The sequence below is a fragment of the Streptomyces sp. NPDC059037 genome (assembly GCF_042740015.1).
Lineage (GTDB): Bacteria > Actinomycetota > Actinomycetes > Streptomycetales > Streptomycetaceae > Streptomyces.
Genome location: NZ_JBHYIG010000078.1, coordinates 1 through 20,683 on the forward strand (window position 1 = coordinate 1; position 20,683 = coordinate 20,683).

A 20,683-nucleotide genomic window follows, 5' to 3' on the forward strand; every position below is an offset into this window, starting at 1 on the left:
GGTGGGTGGGAGATCCCGCGCGAAGCGCCGGGACCACGGGGACACCGCGAGCCACCGCCGGCACCGGCGGGAGCAGGCCCACCCACCGGCAAACGGGCGGGTGGGTGGGAGACCCCGCGCGAAGCGCCGGGACCACGGGGACACCGCGAGCCACCGCCGGCACCGGCGGGAGCAAGCCCGCCCACCGGCAAACGGGCGGGTGGGTGGGAGACCCCGCGCGAAGCGCCGGGACCACGGGCACGCCGCGAGCCACCGCCGGCACCGGCGGGAGCAAGCCCGCCCACCGGCAAACGGGCGGGCGGGTGGGAGATCCCGCGCGAAGCGCCGGGACCACGGGGACACCGCGAGCCACCGCCGGCACGGGCGGGAGCAGGCCCACCCCCGGGCAGCGGGAAGCGCAGCGGCGGGGCCGGTACCCCGCTCGCCGCGCCCGGAGGGTGATCCGTACCGCTACAGATTGCCCCGCTTCTCCTGCTCCCGCTCGATCGCCTCGAACAGGGCCTTGAAGTTGCCCTTGCCGAAGCCCATCGAGCCGTGGCGTTCGATCATCTCGAAGAAGACCGTCGGGCGGTCCTGGACCGGCTTGGTGAAGATCTGCAGCAAGTAGCCGTCCTCGTCGCGGTCGACCAGGATCTTCAGCTCGCGGAGGGTTTCCACGGGGACGCGGGTCTCGCCCGCCCACTCGCCGAGGGTGTCGTAGTAGGAGTCCGGGGTGTCCAGGAACTGGACCCCGGCCGCGCGCATGGTGCGTACCGTCTCCACGATGTCGTTCGTGGCGAGCGCGATGTGCTGGACGCCCGCGCCGCCGTAGAACTCCAGGTACTCGTCGATCTGGGACTTCTTCTTGGCGATGGCCGGTTCGTTGATCGGGAACTTCACCTTCAGGGTGCCGTCCGCGACCACCTTTGACATCAGCGCGCTGTACTCCGTCGCGATGTCGTCGCCCACGAACTCCTTCATGTTCGTGAAGCCCATGACCTTGTTGTAGAAGGCGACCCACTCGTTCATCTTGCCGAGTTCGACGTTGCCGACGCAGTGGTCGATCGCCTGGAAGGTCCGCTTGGCCGGCGGCTCGACGATCGGCGATGCGGGCGAGAAGCCGGGCAGATAGGGGCCGTCGTAGCCGGTGCGCTCCACCAGCGTGTGGCGGGTCTTGCCGTACGTCGCGATGGCGGCGAGCACCACCGTGCCGTTCTCGTCCTTGAGCTCGTACGGCTCGGTGATCCCGCGCGCCCCGTGCTCGACGGCGTACGCGTACGCCGCCCGAGCGTCCGGCACCTCGATGGCGAGGTCGACGACGCCATCGCCGTGCTCGGCGACATGGCTCTCCAGGAAGTGGCCCCAGTCCGTCGACGCCTTGATGACGGAGGTGAGGACGAACCGGGCGGCGCCGTTACTGAGCACGTACGAAGCGGTCTCGCGGCTGCCCGTCTCCGGGCCGGAGTACGCCACGAGTTTCATGCCGAAGGCCGTCGAGTAGTAGTGGGCCGCCTGCTTGGCGTTGCCCACGGCGAAGACGACCGCGTCCATTCCCTTGACCGGGAAGGGATCTGCCTCGCGCGCGGTGTTGGGGGTGCCAGAGGTGGCCGACGTGGGCTGGGTGTTCGCGGTAGCTGCCATATCCGCAGGCTCCCGCCGTATCGCAAGGTGCGCAATAGTTCGTGTTTTTGCTGGGCAATCTGACCAGCTGCAGGCCAGTATGGCGGGGCTATCTGTACATGATGACCACCACCGCAGGGGAGACAGAGGCGACCATGGCGATCGATCATCTGGACGGCAGGCTCATCGTGCTGCTCGCCCGCGAGCCCCGTATCGGCGTCCTTGAGGCGTCCCGGCGGCTCGGCGTCGCGCGCGGCACCGTACAGGCCCGGATGGACCGCCTTCAGTCGAACGGAGTCATCCGCGGCTTCGGCCCGGACGTCGATCCGGCGGCCCTCGGCTACCCCGTCACGGCCTTCGCCACGCTGGAGATCAAACAGGGTCAGGGGGCGGATGTACGGGCGCATTTGGCGACCGTCGCGGAGGTGCTTGAGCTGCACACCATCACCGGGCACGGCGACATGCTGTGCCGCCTCGTCGCCCGGTCGAACGCGGATCTCCAACGTGTGATCGACCGGGTGGTGGGTTTTGATGGCATCGTCCGGGCTTCCACGGCGATCGTCATGGAAAACCCTGTTCCGCTGCGGATCATCCCGCTGGTCGAACAGGCGTCAGGTGATGCCTGACGCGGGTAGGTAGGGATCGAACAGCGAGCGTCGTACGCAGCACGCGGGCGCCGGGAGCCTCCCGGTGCCGTCTGAACCGCGCCTGGGTGAGGTGAGCAGTTCAGTGAACTTCTGGGAGTACGTCAGCAACCGCCACCAGCAATTGCTGACGGACGCGTACCAGCACGCGAGCGCGGTGTTCCAGTGCATGGTCGTGGCGACCGTCATCGGCGTACTGATCGGCATCGTCACGTACCGCAGCGAGTGGGCGGGCAATCTGGCCACGACCGCCACCTCCACCATTCTGACCGTCCCGTCGCTCGCCATGATCGGTCTGCTGATCCCGATCGTCGGGCTCGGTGTCGCGCCGACCGTCATCGCGCTGACCCTGTACGGGCTGCTTCCGATCGTGCGGAACTCCATCGTCGGCCTGCGCGGTGTCGACCCCTCCCTCGTCGATGCCGCGAAGGGCATCGGGATGTCGCGGATCACCCGCCTGGTGCGGGTGGAACTGCCGCTCGCCTGGCCGCCGATCCTCACCGGCATCCGTGTGTCGACGCAGATGCTGATGGGCATCGCCGCCATCGCCGCGTACGCGTCGGGCCCCGGCCTCGGCAATGAGATCTTCCGCGGCATCGGCTCGCTCGGCAGCAAGAACGCGCTCAACCAGGTGCTCGCGGGCACGCTCGGGATCATCGTCCTGGCGCTGCTCTTCGATGCCGCGTACGTCCTGATCGGCCGGCTGACGATCCCGAGGGGTATCCGTGTCTGACACCACCGCGACCGCCGAGGACACCGCGGCCCCGGCCGCCACGACCGGCGCGACGATCGAGTTGGAGAACCTCACCAAGCGCTATCCGGGCAGCAGCGACCCCGCCGTGGACAGCGTGAGCATGGAGATCAAGGCCGGCGAGATCGTCATCTTCGTCGGCCCGTCGGGCTGCGGTAAGTCGACCACGCTGAAGATGATCAACCGGCTCATCGAGCCGACCAGCGGCCGTATCCGCATCAACGGCGAGGACGTCACCGACATCGACCCGGTGAAGCTGCGCCGCAAGGTCGGGTACGCGATCCAGTCGTCCGGGCTCTTCCCGCACATGACGGTGGCTCAGAACATCGCGCTCGTACCGAAGATGATCGGCTGGGGGAAGTCGCGGATCAAGGACCGGATCGAGGAGATGCTCGACCTGGTCGGGCTCGACCCCGCCGAGTTCCACCACCGCTATCCGCGCCAGCTCTCCGGTGGTCAGCAGCAACGTGTGGGTGTGGCAAGGGCGTTGGCGGCCGATCCGCCGGTGCTGCTGATGGACGAGCCGTTCGGCGCCGTCGACCCGATCACCCGCGACCACCTCCAGGACGAGCTGATCCGGCTCCAGCACGAGCTGCACAAGACGATCGTCTTCGTCACGCACGACTTCGACGAGGCGATCAAACTGGGCGACCGCATCGCGGTTCTGCGGGAGCGCTCGCACATCGCGCAGTTCGACACCCCGGAGGCCATCCTCACCAACCCCGCCGACGACTTCGTGTCGGGCTTCGTGGGCGCGGGCGCGGCTTTGAAGCGGCTCAACCTCACCCGCGTACGCGATGTGGAGATCGCGGACTTCGCGACGTGGCCGTCCTACGCCCCGCTGCTTACTATCTAGCACATGCTGCGGGCCCGGGCCCCCACCGAAGTGCTGATGCTCGACACGCGCCGCCGCCCCTACAAGTGGCTGCGGCGCGGCGACCTGATGCGGGCCAAGGGCTCGCTGGCCCGCGCGGGCACCCTCGTGCACGACACCGTCACCCGTGACGCCACCCTGCGCGACGCGCTGGAAGCGGTGCTCACGGACAACGCGGGGCGGGTCGCGGTCACCGGGCGGCGCGGCGAGTACACGGGTGTGGTGGACATGGAGACCCTGATGAACTCCGTCCACGAAATGCTGGAGGCCGACCGGCTCGACGCCGTGGAGCACCAGCACGAACTGGAGGAACAGCGCGCCCTGTTGACCCACCACGAGCAGGAGGGCGACGGAGGGGAGACGAAGGCGTGAGCGGCATCCCCGGGAGCAACCCCCGGATCCCCGAGCACATGCCGTCCCCCGGCAACGGCAACGGCAACGGCAACGGCGCCGACGATGACCGGCCCGAGGGCGAGCACGACGTCAAGGGCCACCCCTTCCGCGACTCCGGAGAGGGCGAGCCGGAGCCGGCGCCCCCGTCGGACACGGGCAAGGCGCGGCGGATCGGCTGGCAGAAGCTCACCTTTCTCCCTGCGGTGATCGCGGTGATCCTGCTCCTCACCTGGTGGTGGTTCGAGCAGGCCGAGCTCGACTCGATCGCCACGAACGCCCTGGCTGACGGCAATGTCTGGCTCAGACTCCGCCAGCACATCCAACTGACGGCGATCTCCACCTTCTTCGTGCTGATCATCGCGATCCCGCTGGGCATCCTGCTGACCCGCAAGAAGCTGCGCAAGGCGGCGCCCGTCGCCATGGCCGTCGCCAACGTCGGCCAGGCGACCCCGGCGATCGGTCTCCTGGCCCTCCTGGTGATCTGGATCGGCATCGGCGAGAAGGCCGCCCTGATCGGCATCATCATCTACGCCGTGCTTCCGGTCCTGTCCAACACGATCGCGGGCCTGAACGCCAATGACCCGACCTTGATGGAGGCCGCGCGCGGCATCGGCATGTCGGCGTGGGGCGTCCTCGGCAAGGTCGAACTCCCGCTGGCCGTACCGCTGATCCTCGCGGGTGTGCGCACCGCGCTGGTCCTGAACGTCGGCACGGCGACACTCGCCACGTTCGGCGGTGGCGGCGGTCTCGGCGACCTGATCACCACCGGCATCACCACGCAGCGGATGCCGGTGCTCGTGCTCGGCTCGATCCTGACGATCTCGCTCGCGCTGCTGGTGGACTGGCTGGCGTCCCTGGCCGAACTGGTGCTTCGTCCGCGCGGTCTTGAGGCGGGGTCATGAGGGTTACGTTGCGTACGGCGGCGATCGGCATGCTGGGCGGGGCCCTGCTGGTCAGCTGCGGGCTCACCAGCGGCAGCCCCATGGTGGACGACGTCAAGCCGGGCACGATCGGCAAGGGGCTCCCCCTGAAGGGCGCCGATCTCACCGTCACCTCCAAGGAGTTCACGGAGCAGCTGATCCTCGGCGCGATCATGGGCATCGCCTTCGAGGCGGCCGGCGCGGATGTCCTCGACCGGACGGGCATCCAGGGCTCGATCGGTGCCCGGGAGGCCATCAAGAACGGTGACGCGGACGGCATGTACGAGTACACGGGCACCGCTTGGATCACGTACCAGGGCAACTCCGAGCCGATCGACGACCCGCAGCAGCAGTGGCAGGCGGTGCGCGACGCGGACCTGAAGAACGGCATCACCTGGCTGGCGCCGTCCACGCTGAACAACACCTACGCCCTGGCCATGAACCAGAAGAACAGGGCCAAGTACAAGACGAAGACCCTGTCCGACGTGGCCGACCTCGCCGAGTCGGACCCGAAGGCGGTCACGCTGTGCGTGGAGAGCGAGTTCGCCTCGCGCGAGGACGGTCTGCCGGGCATGCAGAAGGCGTACGGGATGAGCATCCCGAACTCCAACATCACCAAGATGGACACCGGGATCATCTACACCCAGGCCGCCAAGGGGACGTGCACGTACGGCGAGGTCTTCACCACCGACGGCCGCATCAAGGCGATGAACCTGACGCCGATGGAGGACGACAAGCACTTCTTCCCCAACTACAACGCGGCACCGGAGATCAACAGCAAGGCGCTGAAGGAACACCCCGAGATCGCGGAGGTCCTGGCGCCCATCACGAAGAAGCTGAACAACACGGTGGCGCGGGACCTGAACTCCAAGGTGGATGTGGATGGGCAGGATCCGCATGAGGTGGCGAAGGACTGGCTGATCGAGGAGGGGTTCGTCAAGGAGTGACACTCGAATTCAGCCTCCCCCGTCAGGGTGCACCGGACCTACGGTGGGCTGCATGAGAATCACGGTAGATCTCCCCGAAGACCTGTTCCAGGAAGCCGAGTTGCGGGCTGCACGCAGAGGCGTCTGCGTCAACATGGTGATCGCCGACGCGCTGCGGGAGGCATTCGCGCGGGACAGGGTGCCCGAGTAGGCAGATTCAGACATGCAAAGACTCCGTTGCAGAGAAACCGTTGCAACGGAGTCTTTGCATGTCTACGCTCATCGGCATGACGGAGCAACCCGAAGGCCGGAAGGTCCGTACGCTCGACGCCCGCTCCCTGCGGGGCATCGCGCACCCCTTGCGGATGCGGCTGCTCGGCTCGTTGCGCATCGACGGCCCGGCCACCGCCTCCCAACTCGCGGCCAGGTTCGGAGAGTCGAGCGGCGCGACCAGCTATCACCTGCGCCAGCTCGCGGCACACGGCTTCGTCGAGGACGCCCCCGAGCACGGCAAGGGGCGGGAGCGGTGGTGGCGGGCGGCGCACGAAACCACCGTGTTCAACGACAGGCTCGCCCGCGACGCGGACCCGGTGGTGCGCGGGGCGGCAGCGCTCTACATGCAGCACGTCGCGGCCTTTCACGCCGAGGGGCTTTCCACCTGGGTCGGCACGAGCCATGAGTGGTCCGAGGAGTGGCAGTCCAGCGCGGACATCAGTGACCACACCCTGCGACTCACCCCGGCGCTGGCGAGCGAGCTGGACGCGAAGGTCCATCAACTGATCGAGAGCTACCGCGAATCGGCTCCCGCGGATGACGACCCGAAGGCCGAACTCGTACGCATCCACACCCACGTCTTCCCGACGCGACGACCAGACTGAGAGGGCTCCGCAAGCGATGCACGCAGACATCCATCTCCTGATGCACCACGCCCGCGCCGCCGAACTCCACGGAGCGGCACCCTTACGGAAGTCCCGACCCCAACTGCGTACTCAACTCGGCTGGCGCATGGTCGAGTTGGGCCTCTGGCTCGTCAACAGCTCGGAACTTTCCCGCCCTTATCAAGGGCCCGCAGGGACTCGATCGTGCCCTCAAGCGTCGTGACCGGAATCAGCTGAAGCCCCTCCGGCTTCTCCGCCTCCGCGTCCGCGCACTCGTCCTTCGGGACCAGGAAGACGGTGGCGCCGTCGCGCCTCGCGGCCTGCGTCTTCATCGAGACACCGCCGACCGGGCCGACCTTGCCGTCGGCGGAGATCGTGCCGGTGCCCGCGATGTCGCGGCCACCGGTGAGGTCGCCGCCGCTGCCGTTGCCGTCGATGAGGTCGATGATGCCGAGGGAGAGGAAGAGGCCCGCGCTGGGGCCGCCGATCTTGCCGAGGTCGACGTCGACCTCCACCTTGTCCGTGCCGTCCACGCCGCTCTCGTCGAGATAGGCGAGCGCGGCCCGCGTGGCGGTGTCCTGCGACTTCTTCATGTCGCCGAGGTTGTGCTTCTCGACTTCCTTCACGTCGTCGCCGGTGGGGTAGACCGAGTCCTTCGGCATCACGGACCGGTCCGTACGGAACCAGCCGTCCACCACGTCGCCGAGGCTGACGTCGGTCTCGGGGCCCGTGGCGACGATCGTCGTCATCCGCAGCTGCCCCTTGGGCTCCCGGGTGGGGGCGCCGGTGATCGTGATGACCCGCTTGCCCTCGCTCTCCCCGAGTACGTTCGCCGTCGACCCCGGCTGGGCCACGGCGAACGGCAGCGGCGCCAGGCCCGCGACGGCGAGCAGGGCGACCACGGGGACGGCGCAGACGCCGAGGGCCTTGGGGCGCGAGAGGCTGGAGAGGGAGAACACGGGGATCAATCTAACGTGCGGAGGAACAGACAAGCCCGTCCGGCGATTGAGGACGAACTCGGCGAAGCCGGTGATCGACGGCGCCCAAGAGGGGCCCGCTCGCCCGCGCGGCCTCAGCGCAAGGCGTCCGCCACCTCCCTGGCCGCGTCCACCACCCGCGGCCCCACCCGCTCCGGCACGGAGTCCGCCAGCATGACGACGCCGACGCTCCCCTCTATGCCGGTCACACCCACCAGCGGGGCGGCAGCCCCGCTCGCGCCGGCCTCCAGCTCGCCATGGGTCAGCGCATAGCCCGGATCGGAGCCCGACCCCTGCCGGGCGGCGAGGATGGCCCGCCCCGCGGCGCCCCGGTCGAGGGGGTGCCGGAAGCCCGTCCGGTAGGCCACGTGGTAATCCGTCCAGGTCGGCTCGACCACGGCGACGGCCAGGGCCTCCGTGCCGTCCACCAGCGTCAGGTGCGCGGTGGCACCTATGTCCTCGGCGAGCGAGCGCAACGCGGGCAGCGCGGCCTCCCGCACCAGCGGATGCACCTGGCGGCCCAGCCTGAGCACCCCGAGGCCCACCCTGGCCCGGCCACCCAGGTCCCTGCGGACCAGCGCGTGCTGCTCCAGGGTGGCGAGCAGCCGGTACACCACGGTGCGGTTCACACCGAGCTTGTTGGACAGCTCGGTGACGGTGAGTCCATGATCGGTATCGGCCAACAGCTTGAGGACACGCAGTCCTCGGTCGAGCGTCTGGGAAGTCTCCGCGGTCACGACGCCCACTCCTTAGGTGAGAGTCGACGGCCCCTTTACGCGGCGGTTGCGTCGCCGGTCCCGTGGGCGACGCGCGTCAGAGGCCGCCGGTCGGAACTCCGGCTGCGCTCCGCGGCGGCGCTGCCACGGGGCGTTTACGTTGCGGGGACAGTAGCGAGGCCGTCCCGCTCAGCGGAAGACTCCGTCCAGAATCCGGGCACCGCGATGGGAGCTGCGCCCCTCATTGCCCCATTACGCGGAGCGCGGGCAGTGTGGTGTGCACCACCTCTCCACACGGAACACACCCTTCCGTGGCGGGCCCGCGCGCCGGCCTCAGCGCATCCGCGTGGCCCACTCCCCGACCTTGGCGATGCGCTGCCGCAGCTGTCCCGCCGTCGCCTCCGCGCTCGGCGGGCCGCCGCAGGTGCGGCGGAGCTCCGTGTGGATCACGCCGTGCGGCTTGCCGCTCTGATGGACGTACGCGCCGACCATCGTGTTCAGCTGCTTGCGCAGTTCGAGCAGCTCCTTGTGGGAGACCACGGGCCGCCGCTCGGCCGGGAGTTCAAGAAGATCCGCCTCCTCGTCCGGCCGCTTCTTGCTGTGCGCGATCTGCCGGGCCTGCCGCTTCTGGAGCAGCATCTGCACCTGGTCGGGTTCGAGGAGGCCGGGGATGCCGAGATAGTCCTGCTCCTCCTCGCTCCCAGGGTGGGCCTGCATGCCGAATTCGGCGCCGTCGAAAAGCACCCGGTCGAAGACGGCGTCGGACTCGAGCGCCTCGAAGGAGAACTGCTCCTGCTCCCCCGTGTCCTCGTCCTGCTCCTTGTTCGCCTCGTCCATCTCCTTCTCGGACTCGGCGTAGGGGTCCTCTTCCCCCTCCTTCTTCGGCTTGTCGAGCGCGTGGTCGCGCTCGACCTCCATCTCATTGGCGAAGCCGAGCAGGTCGGGGACGGTGGGCAGGAAGACGGACGCCGTCTCGCCGCGCCGCCGTGAGCGCACGAAACGCCCCACGGCCTGCGCGAAGAAGAGCGGAGTGGAGATCGTGGTGGCATACACACCCACCGCGAGACGCGGGACGTCGACGCCTTCCGACACCATCCGGACCGCGACCATCCACCGGTCGTTCCCGGCACTGAAGTCGTCGATCCGCTTCGAGGCGCCCGTGTCGTCGGAGAGGACGACCGTCGCCTTCGTCCCGGTGATCTCCCGGATCAGCTTGGCGTAGGAACGCGCGGAGTCCTGGTCGGACGCGATCACGAGCCCGCCCGCGTCCGGGATGGCCTTCCTGACCTCGGTGAGCCGCTGGTCGGCGGCCTTGAGCACGTTCGGCATCCACTCACCGCGCGCGTCGAGGGCGGTGCGCCAGGCCTGCGAGATCGCGTCCTTCGTCATCGGCTCGCCGAGCCGCGCGGCGATCTCGTCTCCCGCCTTCGTCCGCCACCGCATGTTGCCGGAGTAGGAGAGGAAGATGACGGGCCGCACGACCCCGTCGCCGAGGGCACTCCCGTATCCGTACGTGTAATCGGCGGAGGACCGCCGGATGCCGTCGTTCCCTTCCTCGTACGTGACGAAGGGGATCGGATTGGTGTCGGACCTGAACGGAGTACCGGTCAGCGCCAGGCGCCGCGTGGCGGGCTCGAACGCCTCAAGGCAGGCCTCACCCCAGGATTTGCTGTCCCCCGCGTGGTGGATCTCGTCGAGGATGACGAGGGTCTTGCGCTGCTCGGCACGGTTCCGGTGCAGCATGGGCCGCACGCCCACACCCGCGTACGTGATCGCGACGCCGTGGTACTCCTTGCTGAGCGGGCCCGCGCTGTACTCCGGGTCCAGCTTGATCCCTACGCGGGCCGCGGCCTCCGCCCACTGCTTCTTCAGGTGCTCGGTCGGCGCGACCACGGTGACCTGCTGCACGACATGGTGGTGAAGCAGCCAGGAGGCGAGCGTCAGCGCGAAGGTCGTCTTGCCGGCGCCGGGCGTCGCGACGGCGAGGAAGTCACGCGGCTGCTCCTGCAGATACCGCTCCATCGCACCCTGCTGCCAGGCACGCAGCTTGTTGGCGGTGCCCCAGGGGGCGCGGCCGGGGAAGGCCGGGGAGAGGTGGTGGGAGGCGGAGTTGGCGGCGGTGGTAGTCACGGTCTCCGGTTTTGACGCTCGGGTACGGACGACAAGCGCGTACGAGAAGTACGTACGACAACCGGGCCACCCTACCGGTGCCCCTGCCGCTTCCCGGGGTTGACGGCATCGCGTCAGCCCCGGGTGCGACAGGGGTCACATGGCCTCGTGCAGCCCTCGCAGCCGCCGGGAGATCAGCCCCACGTCGTCCAGGCCGCCACTGGCCACCTCGATGACCAGCTTGTACGTCTCGTCCTGGTCCACGTCGACCATGTCAGCGCCGTTGAAGTCCAGGAACACGACGGTACTCATCCACGCCATCCGCTTGTTGCCGTCGACCAAGGGGCGGTGCACAGCAAGCGACTGGAGCAGCGCGGCGGCCTTCTCGAAGAGGTCCGTGTACGCCTCGATGCCGAACATCTGTGACTGGGGACGGTGGACGGCCGAGCTGAGCAGCCCCAGATCACGTACGGCGATCTCCTGCTCCCCGCAGGCGAACTCCGCCAGGTCCAGGACCTCCTGAACCGTGAGGTACTTCATCTACTCCCCCAGCCTCCGCAGCAGGTCGGCGTGGCCCGCCGCGTACTTGGCCCCCAGGCGGCGGACAGTCGCGCGGTCCGCCTCCTGCTCCAGATAGCGGTCGATCGCCTGAAGCACTATGGCGTGCATGCTGCGCCCCTCCTCCTCGGCACGCAGCTTGAGCGCCTCCTGCTGGTCGTCGCGCAGACGAAGGTTCATAGCCATACCGGAATGGTACTGCCGATGGGGTCATAGTGGTACCACTTAGGCCGATCACTCCCGCAGCCGCGTCCCCACCCACGCCCCCACCAGGGCGACTGCCGCCATCGGCAGGAAGACGGCGACGAAGGCCGCCGGATGGGACCCGCCCGCCTCGCCCACGCCGTGCCCCGCGCCCACCATTCCGCCGCCGAGCGCGGCGAAGGCGGCCCCTCCGGCGGCGAGCAGCAGGGCGTTGGAGAGGCCGTCGGAGATCTGCAGGGCGGCGGAGTTGGCGCCCGCGTCCTGCGGCGCCGAGAGCCTGAGCAGCAGCACGCTGGTCGATGCGATGACCATGCCCATGCCGAAGCAGCCGAAGGCCCAGGCGACGGCGACGATCCACACGGGCACGGCATGGATCAGCACGCTGGGCGCGGCGACGATGGCGGAGGCGACAAGCACCATCCCCACCACCATCAGCTTGCTCCGGTGCGGCTCCATACGCGGCCGCGACTGTACGTACGACCCGAGCGCCCAGGTGGCACCGCCCACCGCCAGCGAGAGCCCGGCCATGGTCGGGCTGAGCCCCCGCTCGGTGACCAGCATCAGCGGCACGAAGGACTCGGCGGCGATGAAGGACCCCGCGGCGATGCCACGCAGCAGCACGACGGAGGGCAGCCCGCGCACGGCCCGGTAGGTCCCGCGGGGCAGCAGCCCGAGCACGGCCGGGACGAGTACGGCGGCACCGACCGCCGCAGGGAGCAGCGACAGCCAGCGCAGATCCTGACCCGCGTACTGAAGAAGCCCCGCCCCCAGCGAGATCCCCAGGGCGAGCCGGATGCGCCGCCGGTCGAAGGCCTCTACGGGGGCGGTGGGGTCGACGGGCCCGGAGGCGGTGCGCCGGATGGCGGGCAGCGCGAGCGCGAGCGGCCCGACGACGAGCACAGGGATCCCGACGAAGACCCAGCGCCACCCCAGGTGCTCGGTGACGGTCCCGGAGACCAGCGGCCCGACGACGGACGGCACGACCCAACTGGCCGCGAACGCAGCGAGGATGGACGCCCGCAGATGCTCCGGATAGGCCCGACTCACAACGACATACAGCGCAACAATGACGAGCCCACCCCCAAGCCCCTGCACGGCCCGCCCGAGGATGAACATCCACATGGCCCCGGCGGTCCCGGCGAGCAGCAGCCCCGCGGCGAAGGCGGCGATCCCGCCGGCAAGCGGCCCGAGCGGCCCACGCCGATCGGCCCACTGCCCGGCAAGCACCATGCCGAAGAGACTGGTGGTGAAGTAGGCGGAGAAGGCGAAGGCATACAGCGACACCCCGTCCAACTCACGGGCGGCGACCGGCATGGCGGTCCCGACGGCGGTCGCCTCGAAGGCGATGAGCAGAACGACGGAGACGATGCCGAAGCTGAGCGCGCGATAGGGCTTGCGCAGCACCCCTCCGCCCTCGGACCCCTCGGGCGGCGATATCGGCGCGTCGGGAGTGACATCGGTGTCACCGTGTTCCAGAGCGGTCATGCTGGCCAGCGTAAGGGCCATAGCTACCGTTGACCCCTGTCTGGAGTCGCTGCCCTACTGGTCCGTTGGTCTTACGCCTCCGCGCTCAGCTCCCGGATGCGTACGTCACGAAGTCGGCCCATGCGGCTGGGGCGAAGGCGAGTTGGGGGCCCTGGGGGTTCTTGGAGTCGCGGAGGTGGATGGCGGTGGGGGTGGTGGCTACCTCTACGCAGTCGTCCGTCTCACTGCTGCTGCTGAAGCTGCTCTTACGCCACTCCAGCCCCGAGGCGTCCCCGGCAGAAGCCTTGCGGATCATGTCTCCCCCAGCACTTGCTCGATGAAGGCCAGCGACTCCCGTGGCCTGAGAGCCTGAGCCCGGATCATCCCATAGCGCAACTCAAGGATCCTGAGCTGCTTCGGGTCGGTGACAGGGTGGCTGCCGAACGCCCCCTCGGACCGCCCGACCGCTGTGCCGTCACGGAATTTCAACACTTCGATCAGGCCTCCCATTCCGGCATGGCTCTCACAGTCGAGCGGCATCACCTGGAAGGTGACACTCCGCAACTGGGCTACTTCCGCAAGGTGTTCAAGCTGTCGCCGCAGCACCATTCTCCCTCCGATGGTGCGTCGCAGCGTCGCCTCTTCCTGGACGAAGTGGAGGGACGGCGCGGGCGAACGCTCGAAGATCGCCTGCCTGCCCATGCGCGCGGCCACTCCTCGCTCCAATTCATCTTGCGAGAAGGCAGGCTGCCGCATCTCGAACAGCGCCCGCATGTGCTCCTCCGTTTGCAGCAGCCCATGGATGTTGTGGTTGCTGTACAACCCGATCTCGACCGCCTGCGCCTCCAGCTTCGCCAGGTCCCGCACCTTCTTCGGGTACCGGGCCTCCCGCATCTCCTTCTTCATCGCGGAGACAAGCCCACCCGCCCCCAACACCTCGTCCACCTTGTCCAGATACTCGGGACGAGGAATCCGCGCCCCGCGCTCGATCTTCCGGATCAGGTCCTCCCCGTACCCGATGGCCTCCCCGAACTCGGCCACCCGAAGACCCGCAGCCTCCCTCCGCAGCTTCAGATGGTGACCCGCCATCTCGACCACCGCACTGATCTCGTCCTCAGGGTCGACGTCCCAACCAGGCTCATCCGCCCCGTCGTTACGCTCCACGCCACCACGCCCAACGTCCACCGCGCCCACCTCCGACGTGCCGTCCAAGCCCAACGCGCACTCGTACCCAGACGTCACCCGGGACAGCCGGGACAACCCGGGACAAGCACCGGACAAACGCGGTACGCACAGCCCGCACCGCTATTCACGGTACGCACACACGGCCACGCTGAGTGACGTGAATCAGGAATCCGTCCGGACCCGGACGACCCAGACCCCCGTACGCCAGTTCACGATCCTGCTCTCCGCCACGCGCAGAGGCGCCCGCCTGGCACGGCTGCTGGCGGGCGAGCAACTCCGCGCATGGGGCCTGCCGTTCGAGACGGCGGAGCAGATCGTCGCCGAGCTGGCGAGCAACGCCGAACTGCACGGCCACGTACCCGGCAGAAGCTTCCGACTGGCACTCACGCTCACCGAGACGGCCACGCTCCGTATCGAGGTGACCGACGCACGAGCGGACCGCCACCCACCGGCCGAACCCCAACCACCCTCCCCGGAGGCCGAGTCGGGCAGAGGGCTGCTCCTGGTCGCAGCGCTGTCCGACCGGTGGGGTACGGATCTACGCCCGGCCCCCTGCAAGACAATCTGGGCGGAAATCGGAACCACCCCGCCCAGCCCCCATTCATGAACGCCATATGGCAGTCCCATTGCAGCCGTAGCTGATCCGTTGAGCAGCGCCGACGGCCACGGCTACGTTCAAGGGGTCAAGGCAGCGACTTGGCCGTGTGCCCGAGTGGTTTAGGGACTCGCCTGCAAAGCGAGTTACGTGGGTTCGATTCCCGCCACGGCCTCTGAATGAAGAGGTGACCCCCTTTGGGGTCACCTCTTTTTCATTGCGTTCATTGTGCCGGGTTCCCGTGAAGCATCTCTCAATTTCTCATGGGAACCACACGAACATGTAACTCCAACTACTCGTTCCAGTAACGAAGTTGAGCTGGCCCTCGTATTCCTCCACATACTCCGGAGACAGTTCTGCCACACCAATGGGCACCTCGACTCCAGGGGGAGAATTGCGTATTCACGCGAAGAGAGCGTGCACGGCCGCCATGGCCGCGGCCACCGCCGTGGCCCTCGCCGCGGGCATGACCGGCCCGGCATCGGCGAAGGCGGATCGCGACCGCGAGCGTGCGGCAACAGCAACGGCAGCACAGGGCGAGGCAGGCACACCCGCCACCGCCAGGCACCGCATCACCCTCATCACCGGCGACCGCGTGGCCGTCGACGCCAAGCGCCGCGTCACCGCGATCGAACCGGCCGCGGGACGCGAGCGCATGCCCGTACGGACGCTTCGTACGCCGACGGGCCACACGCTGGTGATCCCGGCCGACGCGCAGCGTCTGATCACCACCGGGAAGCTCGACCAACGCCTTTTCGACATCACCGAGTTGAGCAAGAAGGACAACCGCAGGGCCCAGCAGAAGGGGCTCAAGCTGATCGTCGACTACACGGGCGCCGCCGCCGGGCCCCGGTCCGATCTGCGGGCCGCCGGTGACACGACCGTACGCCGGACCCTGAAAACCCTGAACGCCGACGCCATCACGACCCCGAAGCAGGACGCGGCCGACCTGTGGAAGGCCCTCACCGCCAAGCGGGGCGCCTCCACCACCTCCACCGCGTCCGGCATCGAGCGGATCTGGCTGGACGGCACCCGCAGGGCGAGCCTCGACAAGAGCGTGCCGCAGATCGGCGCCCCCAAGGCGTGGGAGGCCGGCTTCGACGGCAAGGGCGTCAAGATCGCCGTCCTGGACACCGGCGTCGACGCAACCCACCCGGACCTCAAGGGCCAGGTGGCCGCCAAGAAGAACTTCACGACCTCGCCCGACACCAAGGACCGCATCGGCCACGGCACACACGTCGCGTCCACCGCCGCGGGCACGGGCGCCAAGTCCGGCGGCAAGCTCAAGGGCGTGGCGCCCGGTGCCAAGCTCCTCAACGGCAAGGTCCTCGACGACACCGGCGCCGGCTCGGACTCCGAGGTCATCGCGGGCATGGAGTGGGCGGCAGCCCAGGGCGCCGACATCGTCAACCTCAGCCTCGGCGGCGACGACGAGGCCGGTGTCGACCCGCTGGAAGCCACCGTGAACAAGCTCTCCAAGGACAAGGGCATCCTCTTCGCGATCGCTGCGGGCAACGACGGGTATCCCCGCAGCGTCGGCTCGCCCGCCAGCGCGGACGCGGCCCTCACCGTCGGCGCGGTCGACGACAACGGCAAGCTGGCGGACTTCTCCAGCCAGGGCCCGCGCGTCGGCGACGGCGCCATCAAGCCCGACGTGACGGCCCCCGGCGTGGACATCACCGCGGCCGCCGCCCCCGGCAGCATCATCGACCAGGAGGTCGGCCAGAAGCCCGACGGCTATCTGACGATCTCCGGTACGTCGATGGCAACCCCGCACGTGGCAGGGGCGGCCGCCCTGCTGAAGCAGCAGCACCCGAACTGGAAGCACGCCGAACTGAAGGGCGCACTCACCGCATCCACAAAGGACGGCGGCCACAAGTACACGCCGTACCAGCAGGGTTCGGGACGCATAGCCGTCGACAGGGCCATGAAGCAAACCATCGTCGCCAAGCCCGGGTCCCTCAACTACGGCACCCAGCAGTGGCCGCACACCGACGACAAACCGGTCACCAAGAAGGTGACGTACAGGAACCTGGGCAGCGAGGCCATCACCCTGGACCTCACCGTGCAGACCACGAACCCCAAGGGCGACCCGGCACCGACCGGCTTCTTCAAGCTGGGCGCGAAGACCGTGAAGGTCCCCGCGGGCGGCACGGCGGCGGTCGACCTGACCGCAGACACGAAGCTCGGCGGCACGGCCGACGGGACGTACTCGGCGTACGTCGTGGCGACCGGCGCGGGCCAGACAGTCCGCACGGCGGCCGTGGTCGACCGTGAGATCGAGCGGCACGAAGTGACGATCAAGACGATCGGCCGCGACGGGAAGCCCGCGCCGCACTACGGGACGCTGTTCGCGGGCATCACCGGAGGCGACAAGGGCTTGAGCCTCTCCCCGTACAACAAGTCCGGGACGGCCAAGGTGCGTGTGGCGAACGGCAGTTACCTCCTGGACTGGTCGGTCTTCGTCGACCCGGACAACACCGCCAAGGGCACGGACTGGCTGGTCCGGCCGAAGCTGACCGTCGACAAGGACATGACGGTGACGCTGGACGCCCGCAAGGCGAAGCCGGTCGACATCAAGCTCGCGGTCCCCGGCGCCAAGCAGATCTCCGTCAGAACCCGCTATTGGTACGAGGGCTACGGTTTGGCCCCCGAGACCGATTCCTTCAAGAGCCTGCGCACCGCGCACCTCGGCCCTGAGGTCCCGGACGGCCTCAGCCAGCAGTGGCTCGGGACGTGGACGAAGGGCGCGGACACTCAGTACGAGATGTTCCTCGGCGGCAAGGTCAAGAAGCTGGCGACCGGCTACACCAAGCGCCTCACGCCCGCCGACTTCGCCACGGTGAAGGTCGGCATGGGCGCGTCGTCCCCCGGCCGGAAGGGTTCGCTGTCCCCCTTCGGCTACGTCCCGGGGTCGCACGGCACCGTGCAGGACTTGCCGGAGCAGAAGCTGCCGCGCACCAGGACGCTGCACCTGTCCGCGCTCGGAGCGACGAAGTGGGCCATCGACTTCGAGCAGTACGGCGAGAAGGACGAGGACGGCAACCCGACGTGGGAAGGCCTCTGGAGGCTTCGCCCGCCGAAGACCTTCAAGGCGGGCAAGACCTACCAGGAGACCTTCAACACCGGCGTCTTCGGCCCCGCTCTCAACGTCGACAAGGGCATCTCCCGCAAGGGCGACGAACTGGGCGCCGACATCCCCCTGGTCGCGGACGGCACGGGCCGCTCGGGCTGGACCCCCTACTCGGCGGGGAAGTCGACGCTGTACCGCAACGGCACGAAGATCGCCGAGAACGAGGATCCGGTGACCGGCAGCAGGCCCTTCAAGGTCCCCGCCGGTGAGGCGGAATACAAGCTGACGACGTCCATGAAGCGCAGCACGAAGCTGTCGCGGGTGACATCACGCGTGGACGCGAGCTGGACGTTCCGCTCCGCACGGGCAGAGAACGCACAACTCCCGGCATCCACGGTCCGCTTCACCCCGAAGCTGAGCCTGGCGAGCACGGCCCCGGCGGGCGCGAGGCAGTCGATCCCGGTGAAGGTACAGGGTCCGGCCGCAGCCCCGGGGAACCTCAAGTCCCTCACGGTGTACGCCTCTTACGACGCAGGCCGGACATGGAAGAAGACGACCCCGGTCACAGAAGGAGAGATCACCGTCAAGAACCCGGCCGCAGGAAAGTCCATCTCGCTCCGCGCGAACCTCACGGACAAGCAGGGCAACAAGTCAACGCTGTCGATCTACGACGCGTACTTCGGCAAGTAGCAAGCAACCAGCCCTAGGCAGGCAGCACGTCACGCCCGAAGGAAGACGCCGGGCGTGACGTGCTGCCGTCAAACCGAACAAACCAACTCCCAAGTATCGGCGGCGAAGTCAAGCCGCATGCCATGCCGCTCGTACAGGGCGAGCGCCCCGCTGCTGTTGTCGGTGTCCACACCGAGACCGATCCGCTCACGCCCCAACGCGGCGTAGTACCCAAAGGCGTGACGCAGCAGCAAGCTGCCAAGCCCACACCCCCGGGCCTCGCGCAGAACACCGAGATGACCGATCCAGGCCATCGACGCCCGGTCATTGTGCGTACGCATGACCGCCGCGTCCCCCAGCCCCTCCACATGGGCGATCCAGATCAACGCCCAGTCGACCCGCTCGGCGTCAAGGTCGTCCAGCCACTGCGCATACGTCCTCGGCTGGAAGTCGAAGTGCTCGGCGAAGGACTCCTGGACCAGTGCGTGTGCACGGCGCCGGTCCGCTTCAGTCAGGCAGGGCCGCAACGTGACACCGGGCGGCGGCGTCACCGGCCGATCGGCCGAGACGGACAGAGGCCGATCCATCACGTGGTAACGCCGGACCACGCGCCAGCCCCGTCCACGCAAGGCCTGCAGGTCCAAAGTCGGGTTGACGCTGAGAGTCATATGGACCACGGCCTGCGCCGCCCCATTGGCAGCGGCCTGCTCAACGGCCCGCGCCTGCATCAGATCGAGCAGATACAGGGCACCTTGCGGATGATCGGGCAACGAATAGTGATCGACATCAACCCGCTCACCACCGGACTCATCCCACATCAGCCCGTACGCGACCAGACGCTCCCCGTCGAACACCACCCACGAGTCCCGCTTCAGATCAGTGTCCGGATGCTTCAAATCGGCCTGAATATCAACCAGTTCAGTCTCAGCACGCCCGATCTCCAACAGATCGATCTCATTGAGCAGAGCGCACACGTTCACGGCATCGTCATACGTGGCCGACCGCACAGTCAGCCCCGCCGGCAGCGCAATGGGGGTACTCACGCCCCTCACTCTCCGCCGCCCATCCCCCACCCCGCAACGGACTTTCCCCCGGGCGCGCGTTACACAACACGTGCGCCCCCCTTGTGCCAGAACACAACTTTCCCAAAGTAGGTCCCCCACCCCCACCGCGACGCATGACGGCCACCCCGGAAGATCCGGCCGCCAGACGCTTGACGAGACCGGCACCCATCCCCGAACCGGCTGCGCACCCTTTCCACCGCCCGGCGCCTGCTACGAACTAGTCGGCACCCGGCAGACAAGCCGGACGCCCCACGCACCCGTCCCCGTGAGCCCCGCTTCGTGGCCGCCCGGTCAATTCGCTTCTCGCGGTGGAGGGACGGGTGTCAAGGGTGAAGCGAAGCGGAATCGGCGCAGCCGACGCGACGAAGGAGCGCCCTTTACACCCGGCCCGGAACCGCCAACCTCGGGACAACCGGGCGGCCCCGGCAAGAACACCACCACCGGCCCAGCAAAGGCTGGTCAGAGCCGAGCCCTCTCAAGCCCCGCCAGAACCGCGTCCACCGTCTCATCAACCGTCAGATCAGAGCTGTCCAGCCACAACCCGACCCGCGGGGTCCCACCCCGCAGCCCCGCATCCAGATCCTCAACCGTCCACGCCCCGTACCCCGTCTTCCCACGCCCGGCCTCCCGCGCGGCCACCACCTCAGGCCTCGGAGCGAGCACGACAACGTACACAGGCCGCGTACGCAACAACTCCACGTACGCCTTCAACTCCTCGCCCAGAATGACGTCCTGGACAACCGCGACGAACCCCGCACCCGCATACGCATCCGCGGTCGAAGCCGACAACCGATACCGCAGCCGAAGCTGAGCCTCAGCCTCCCCCGACGCACCGGGCTCATACTCCTGACCACCCGACACGATCATCCGGCGGAAAACATCCCCCCGCACATGCGCCGCCCGCGGCAACCGCTCAGCCAACGCCTGCGCCACCGTGGACTTACCGGACGCCATGATCCCGGTAATGACGACGACACCGCCCGCCAAAGCCGAAGGAGACGGAGAAGCAGACGGAGACGGAGAAGGAGACGGAGAAGCAGACGGAGACGGAGAAGGAGACGGAGACGGAGAAGGAGACGGAGAA

The 20,683-nt window shown here is 68.4% G+C and carries 19 protein-coding genes, 1 tRNA gene and 1 pseudogene; 10 read left to right on the forward strand and 11 right to left on the reverse strand.

From position 1 onward, the window contains the following. Positions 1-450: 450 nt before the first annotated feature. Positions 451-1,620 carry a 4-hydroxyphenylpyruvate dioxygenase gene (gene hppD / locus ACFWY6_RS18215; protein ID WP_384691135.1) on the reverse strand — a complete coding sequence of 390 codons (1,170 nt, stop codon included), beginning with the start codon at positions 1,618-1,620 and terminating at the stop codon, positions 451-453. Positions 1,621-1,754: 134 nt separating this feature from the next. Here hppD and ACFWY6_RS18220 point away from each other — a divergent pair, with 134 nt between their 5' ends. The 7 genes and pseudogenes from ACFWY6_RS18220 to ACFWY6_RS18250 all read left to right on the forward strand — a co-directional run bounded on the left by ACFWY6_RS18220 (position 1,755) and on the right by ACFWY6_RS18250 (position 6,985). Then, positions 1,755-2,225: an Lrp/AsnC family transcriptional regulator gene (locus ACFWY6_RS18220; protein WP_266869774.1), complete on the forward strand. Its 471-nt coding sequence runs from the start codon at positions 1,755-1,757 to the stop codon at positions 2,223-2,225. Between the two features lie 103 nt (positions 2,226-2,328). Further along, positions 2,329-2,976 carry an ABC transporter permease gene (locus tag ACFWY6_RS18225; protein ID WP_384691200.1) on the forward strand — a complete coding sequence of 216 codons (648 nt, stop codon included), beginning with the start codon at positions 2,329-2,331 and terminating at the stop codon, positions 2,974-2,976. Then, positions 2,969-4,240 (forward strand): annotated as a pseudogene (locus ACFWY6_RS18230) (ABC transporter ATP-binding protein). The gene ACFWY6_RS18225 and the pseudogene ACFWY6_RS18230 overlap by 8 nt, the downstream one beginning before the upstream one ends. 38 nt (positions 4,241-4,278) lie before the next feature. Then, positions 4,279-5,163: an ABC transporter permease gene (locus ACFWY6_RS18235; protein WP_384691203.1), complete on the forward strand. Its 885-nt coding sequence runs from the start codon at positions 4,279-4,281 to the stop codon at positions 5,161-5,163. Next, positions 5,160-6,128, forward strand: a complete 969-nt coding sequence (locus ACFWY6_RS18240; protein ID WP_384691138.1) for a glycine betaine ABC transporter substrate-binding protein — start codon at positions 5,160-5,162, stop codon at positions 6,126-6,128. Before ACFWY6_RS18235 ends, ACFWY6_RS18240 begins: the two co-directional genes overlap by 4 nt. Positions 6,129-6,180: 52 nt before the next feature. Next, the gene (locus ACFWY6_RS18245; protein ID WP_384691140.1) at positions 6,181-6,318 is read left to right on the forward strand and encodes a hypothetical protein; all 138 of its coding nucleotides are present in this window, start codon (positions 6,181-6,183) and stop codon (positions 6,316-6,318) included. A gap of 76 nt (positions 6,319-6,394) precedes the next feature. Further along, a complete protein-coding gene (locus ACFWY6_RS18250; protein WP_384691143.1) occupies positions 6,395-6,985 on the forward strand; it encodes an ArsR/SmtB family transcription factor in 591 nt (196 codons plus the stop codon). Between the two features lie 152 nt (positions 6,986-7,137). Here ACFWY6_RS18250 and ACFWY6_RS18255 read toward each other — a convergent pair whose 3' ends face one another. The 8 genes from ACFWY6_RS18255 to ACFWY6_RS18290 all read right to left on the reverse strand — a co-directional run bounded on the left by ACFWY6_RS18255 (position 7,138) and on the right by ACFWY6_RS18290 (position 14,177). Continuing rightward, positions 7,138-7,944 (reverse strand): S16 family serine protease, encoded by an 807-nt coding sequence (locus tag ACFWY6_RS18255; protein ID WP_384691145.1) that lies wholly within the window; start codon positions 7,942-7,944, stop codon positions 7,138-7,140. A gap of 113 nt (positions 7,945-8,057) precedes the next feature. After that, positions 8,058-8,699, reverse strand: coding sequence for an IclR family transcriptional regulator (locus tag ACFWY6_RS18260; protein WP_384691148.1), 642 nt, complete (start codon positions 8,697-8,699; stop codon positions 8,058-8,060). A 312-nt stretch (positions 8,700-9,011) separates the two neighbouring features. After that, positions 9,012-10,808, reverse strand: a complete 1,797-nt coding sequence (locus ACFWY6_RS18265) for a DEAD/DEAH box helicase (RefSeq protein WP_384691151.1) — start codon at positions 10,806-10,808, stop codon at positions 9,012-9,014. Positions 10,809-10,943: 135 nt separating this feature from the next. Beyond that, positions 10,944-11,327 carry a type II toxin-antitoxin system death-on-curing family toxin gene (locus tag ACFWY6_RS18270; protein ID WP_384691154.1) on the reverse strand — a complete coding sequence of 128 codons (384 nt, stop codon included), beginning with the start codon at positions 11,325-11,327 and terminating at the stop codon, positions 10,944-10,946. Then, entirely contained in the window at positions 11,328-11,525 is a 198-nt protein-coding gene (locus ACFWY6_RS18275; RefSeq protein WP_013003224.1) for an Arc family DNA-binding protein, read from the reverse strand. Positions 11,526-11,579: 54 nt separating this feature from the next. Beyond that, positions 11,580-13,034 (reverse strand): MFS transporter, encoded by a 1,455-nt coding sequence (locus ACFWY6_RS18280; protein WP_384691157.1) that lies wholly within the window; start codon positions 13,032-13,034, stop codon positions 11,580-11,582. A gap of 85 nt (positions 13,035-13,119) precedes the next feature. Continuing rightward, on the reverse strand, positions 13,120-13,329 hold the full coding sequence (locus ACFWY6_RS18285; RefSeq protein ID WP_384691159.1) for a DUF397 domain-containing protein: 210 nt from the start codon (positions 13,327-13,329) through the stop codon (positions 13,120-13,122). Further along, on the reverse strand, positions 13,326-14,177 hold the full coding sequence (locus tag ACFWY6_RS18290; RefSeq protein ID WP_384691162.1) for a helix-turn-helix transcriptional regulator: 852 nt from the start codon (positions 14,175-14,177) through the stop codon (positions 13,326-13,328). Before ACFWY6_RS18290 ends, ACFWY6_RS18285 begins: the two co-directional genes overlap by 4 nt. Positions 14,178-14,355: 178 nt before the next feature. On the opposite strand from ACFWY6_RS18290, the gene ACFWY6_RS18295 reads away from it, so the two are divergent. From ACFWY6_RS18295 to ACFWY6_RS18305, 3 genes are all read left to right on the forward strand, one after another. Beyond that, on the forward strand, positions 14,356-14,805 hold the full coding sequence (locus tag ACFWY6_RS18295) for an ATP-binding protein (protein ID WP_384691164.1): 450 nt from the start codon (positions 14,356-14,358) through the stop codon (positions 14,803-14,805). Between the two features lie 91 nt (positions 14,806-14,896). Further along, positions 14,897-14,968: transfer RNA gene (locus ACFWY6_RS18300), tRNA-Cys, on the forward strand. 255 nt (positions 14,969-15,223) lie between these two features. After that, positions 15,224-18,556, forward strand: coding sequence for a S8 family serine peptidase (locus ACFWY6_RS18305; RefSeq protein WP_384691167.1), 3,333 nt, complete (start codon positions 15,224-15,226; stop codon positions 18,554-18,556). 68 nt (positions 18,557-18,624) lie between these two features. Here the strand turns inward: ACFWY6_RS18305 and ACFWY6_RS18310 are convergent, their stop codons facing one another. Both ACFWY6_RS18310 and ACFWY6_RS18315 read right to left on the reverse strand, forming a co-directional pair. Further along, positions 18,625-19,578 (reverse strand): GNAT family N-acetyltransferase, encoded by a 954-nt coding sequence (locus tag ACFWY6_RS18310; protein WP_384691170.1) that lies wholly within the window; start codon positions 19,576-19,578, stop codon positions 18,625-18,627. Positions 19,579-20,058: 480 nt separating this feature from the next. Beyond that, positions 20,059-20,586: an AAA family ATPase gene (locus ACFWY6_RS18315; protein WP_384691173.1), complete on the reverse strand. Its 528-nt coding sequence runs from the start codon at positions 20,584-20,586 to the stop codon at positions 20,059-20,061. Between the last annotated feature and the right edge of the window lie 97 nt (positions 20,587-20,683).

Bases quoted from the DNA above. Each gene is read 5' to 3' on its own strand.
- ACFWY6_RS18305 (WP_384691167.1), top strand. From the start codon at position 15,224: ATGGCCGCGGCCACCGCCGTGGCCCTCGCCGCGGGCATGACCGGCCCG.
- ACFWY6_RS18270 (WP_384691154.1), bottom strand. From the start codon at position 11,327: ATGAAGTACCTCACGGTTCAGGAGGTCCTGGACCTGGCGGAGTTCGCC.
- ACFWY6_RS18285 (WP_384691159.1), bottom strand. From the start codon at position 13,329: ATGATCCGCAAGGCTTCTGCCGGGGACGCCTCGGGGCTGGAGTGGCGT.
- ACFWY6_RS18250 (WP_384691143.1), top strand. From the start codon at position 6,395: ATGACGGAGCAACCCGAAGGCCGGAAGGTCCGTACGCTCGACGCCCGC.
- hppD (WP_384691135.1), bottom strand. From the start codon at position 1,620: ATGGCAGCTACCGCGAACACCCAGCCCACGTCGGCCACCTCTGGCACC.
- ACFWY6_RS18235 (WP_384691203.1), top strand. From the start codon at position 4,279: ATGCCGTCCCCCGGCAACGGCAACGGCAACGGCAACGGCGCCGACGAT.
- ACFWY6_RS18240 (WP_384691138.1), top strand. From the start codon at position 5,160: ATGAGGGTTACGTTGCGTACGGCGGCGATCGGCATGCTGGGCGGGGCC.
- ACFWY6_RS18220 (WP_266869774.1), top strand. From the start codon at position 1,755: ATGGCGATCGATCATCTGGACGGCAGGCTCATCGTGCTGCTCGCCCGC.
- ACFWY6_RS18245 (WP_384691140.1), top strand. From the start codon at position 6,181: ATGAGAATCACGGTAGATCTCCCCGAAGACCTGTTCCAGGAAGCCGAG.
- ACFWY6_RS18275 (WP_013003224.1), bottom strand. From the start codon at position 11,525: ATGAACCTTCGTCTGCGCGACGACCAGCAGGAGGCGCTCAAGCTGCGT.
- ACFWY6_RS18280 (WP_384691157.1), bottom strand. From the start codon at position 13,034: ATGACCGCTCTGGAACACGGTGACACCGATGTCACTCCCGACGCGCCG.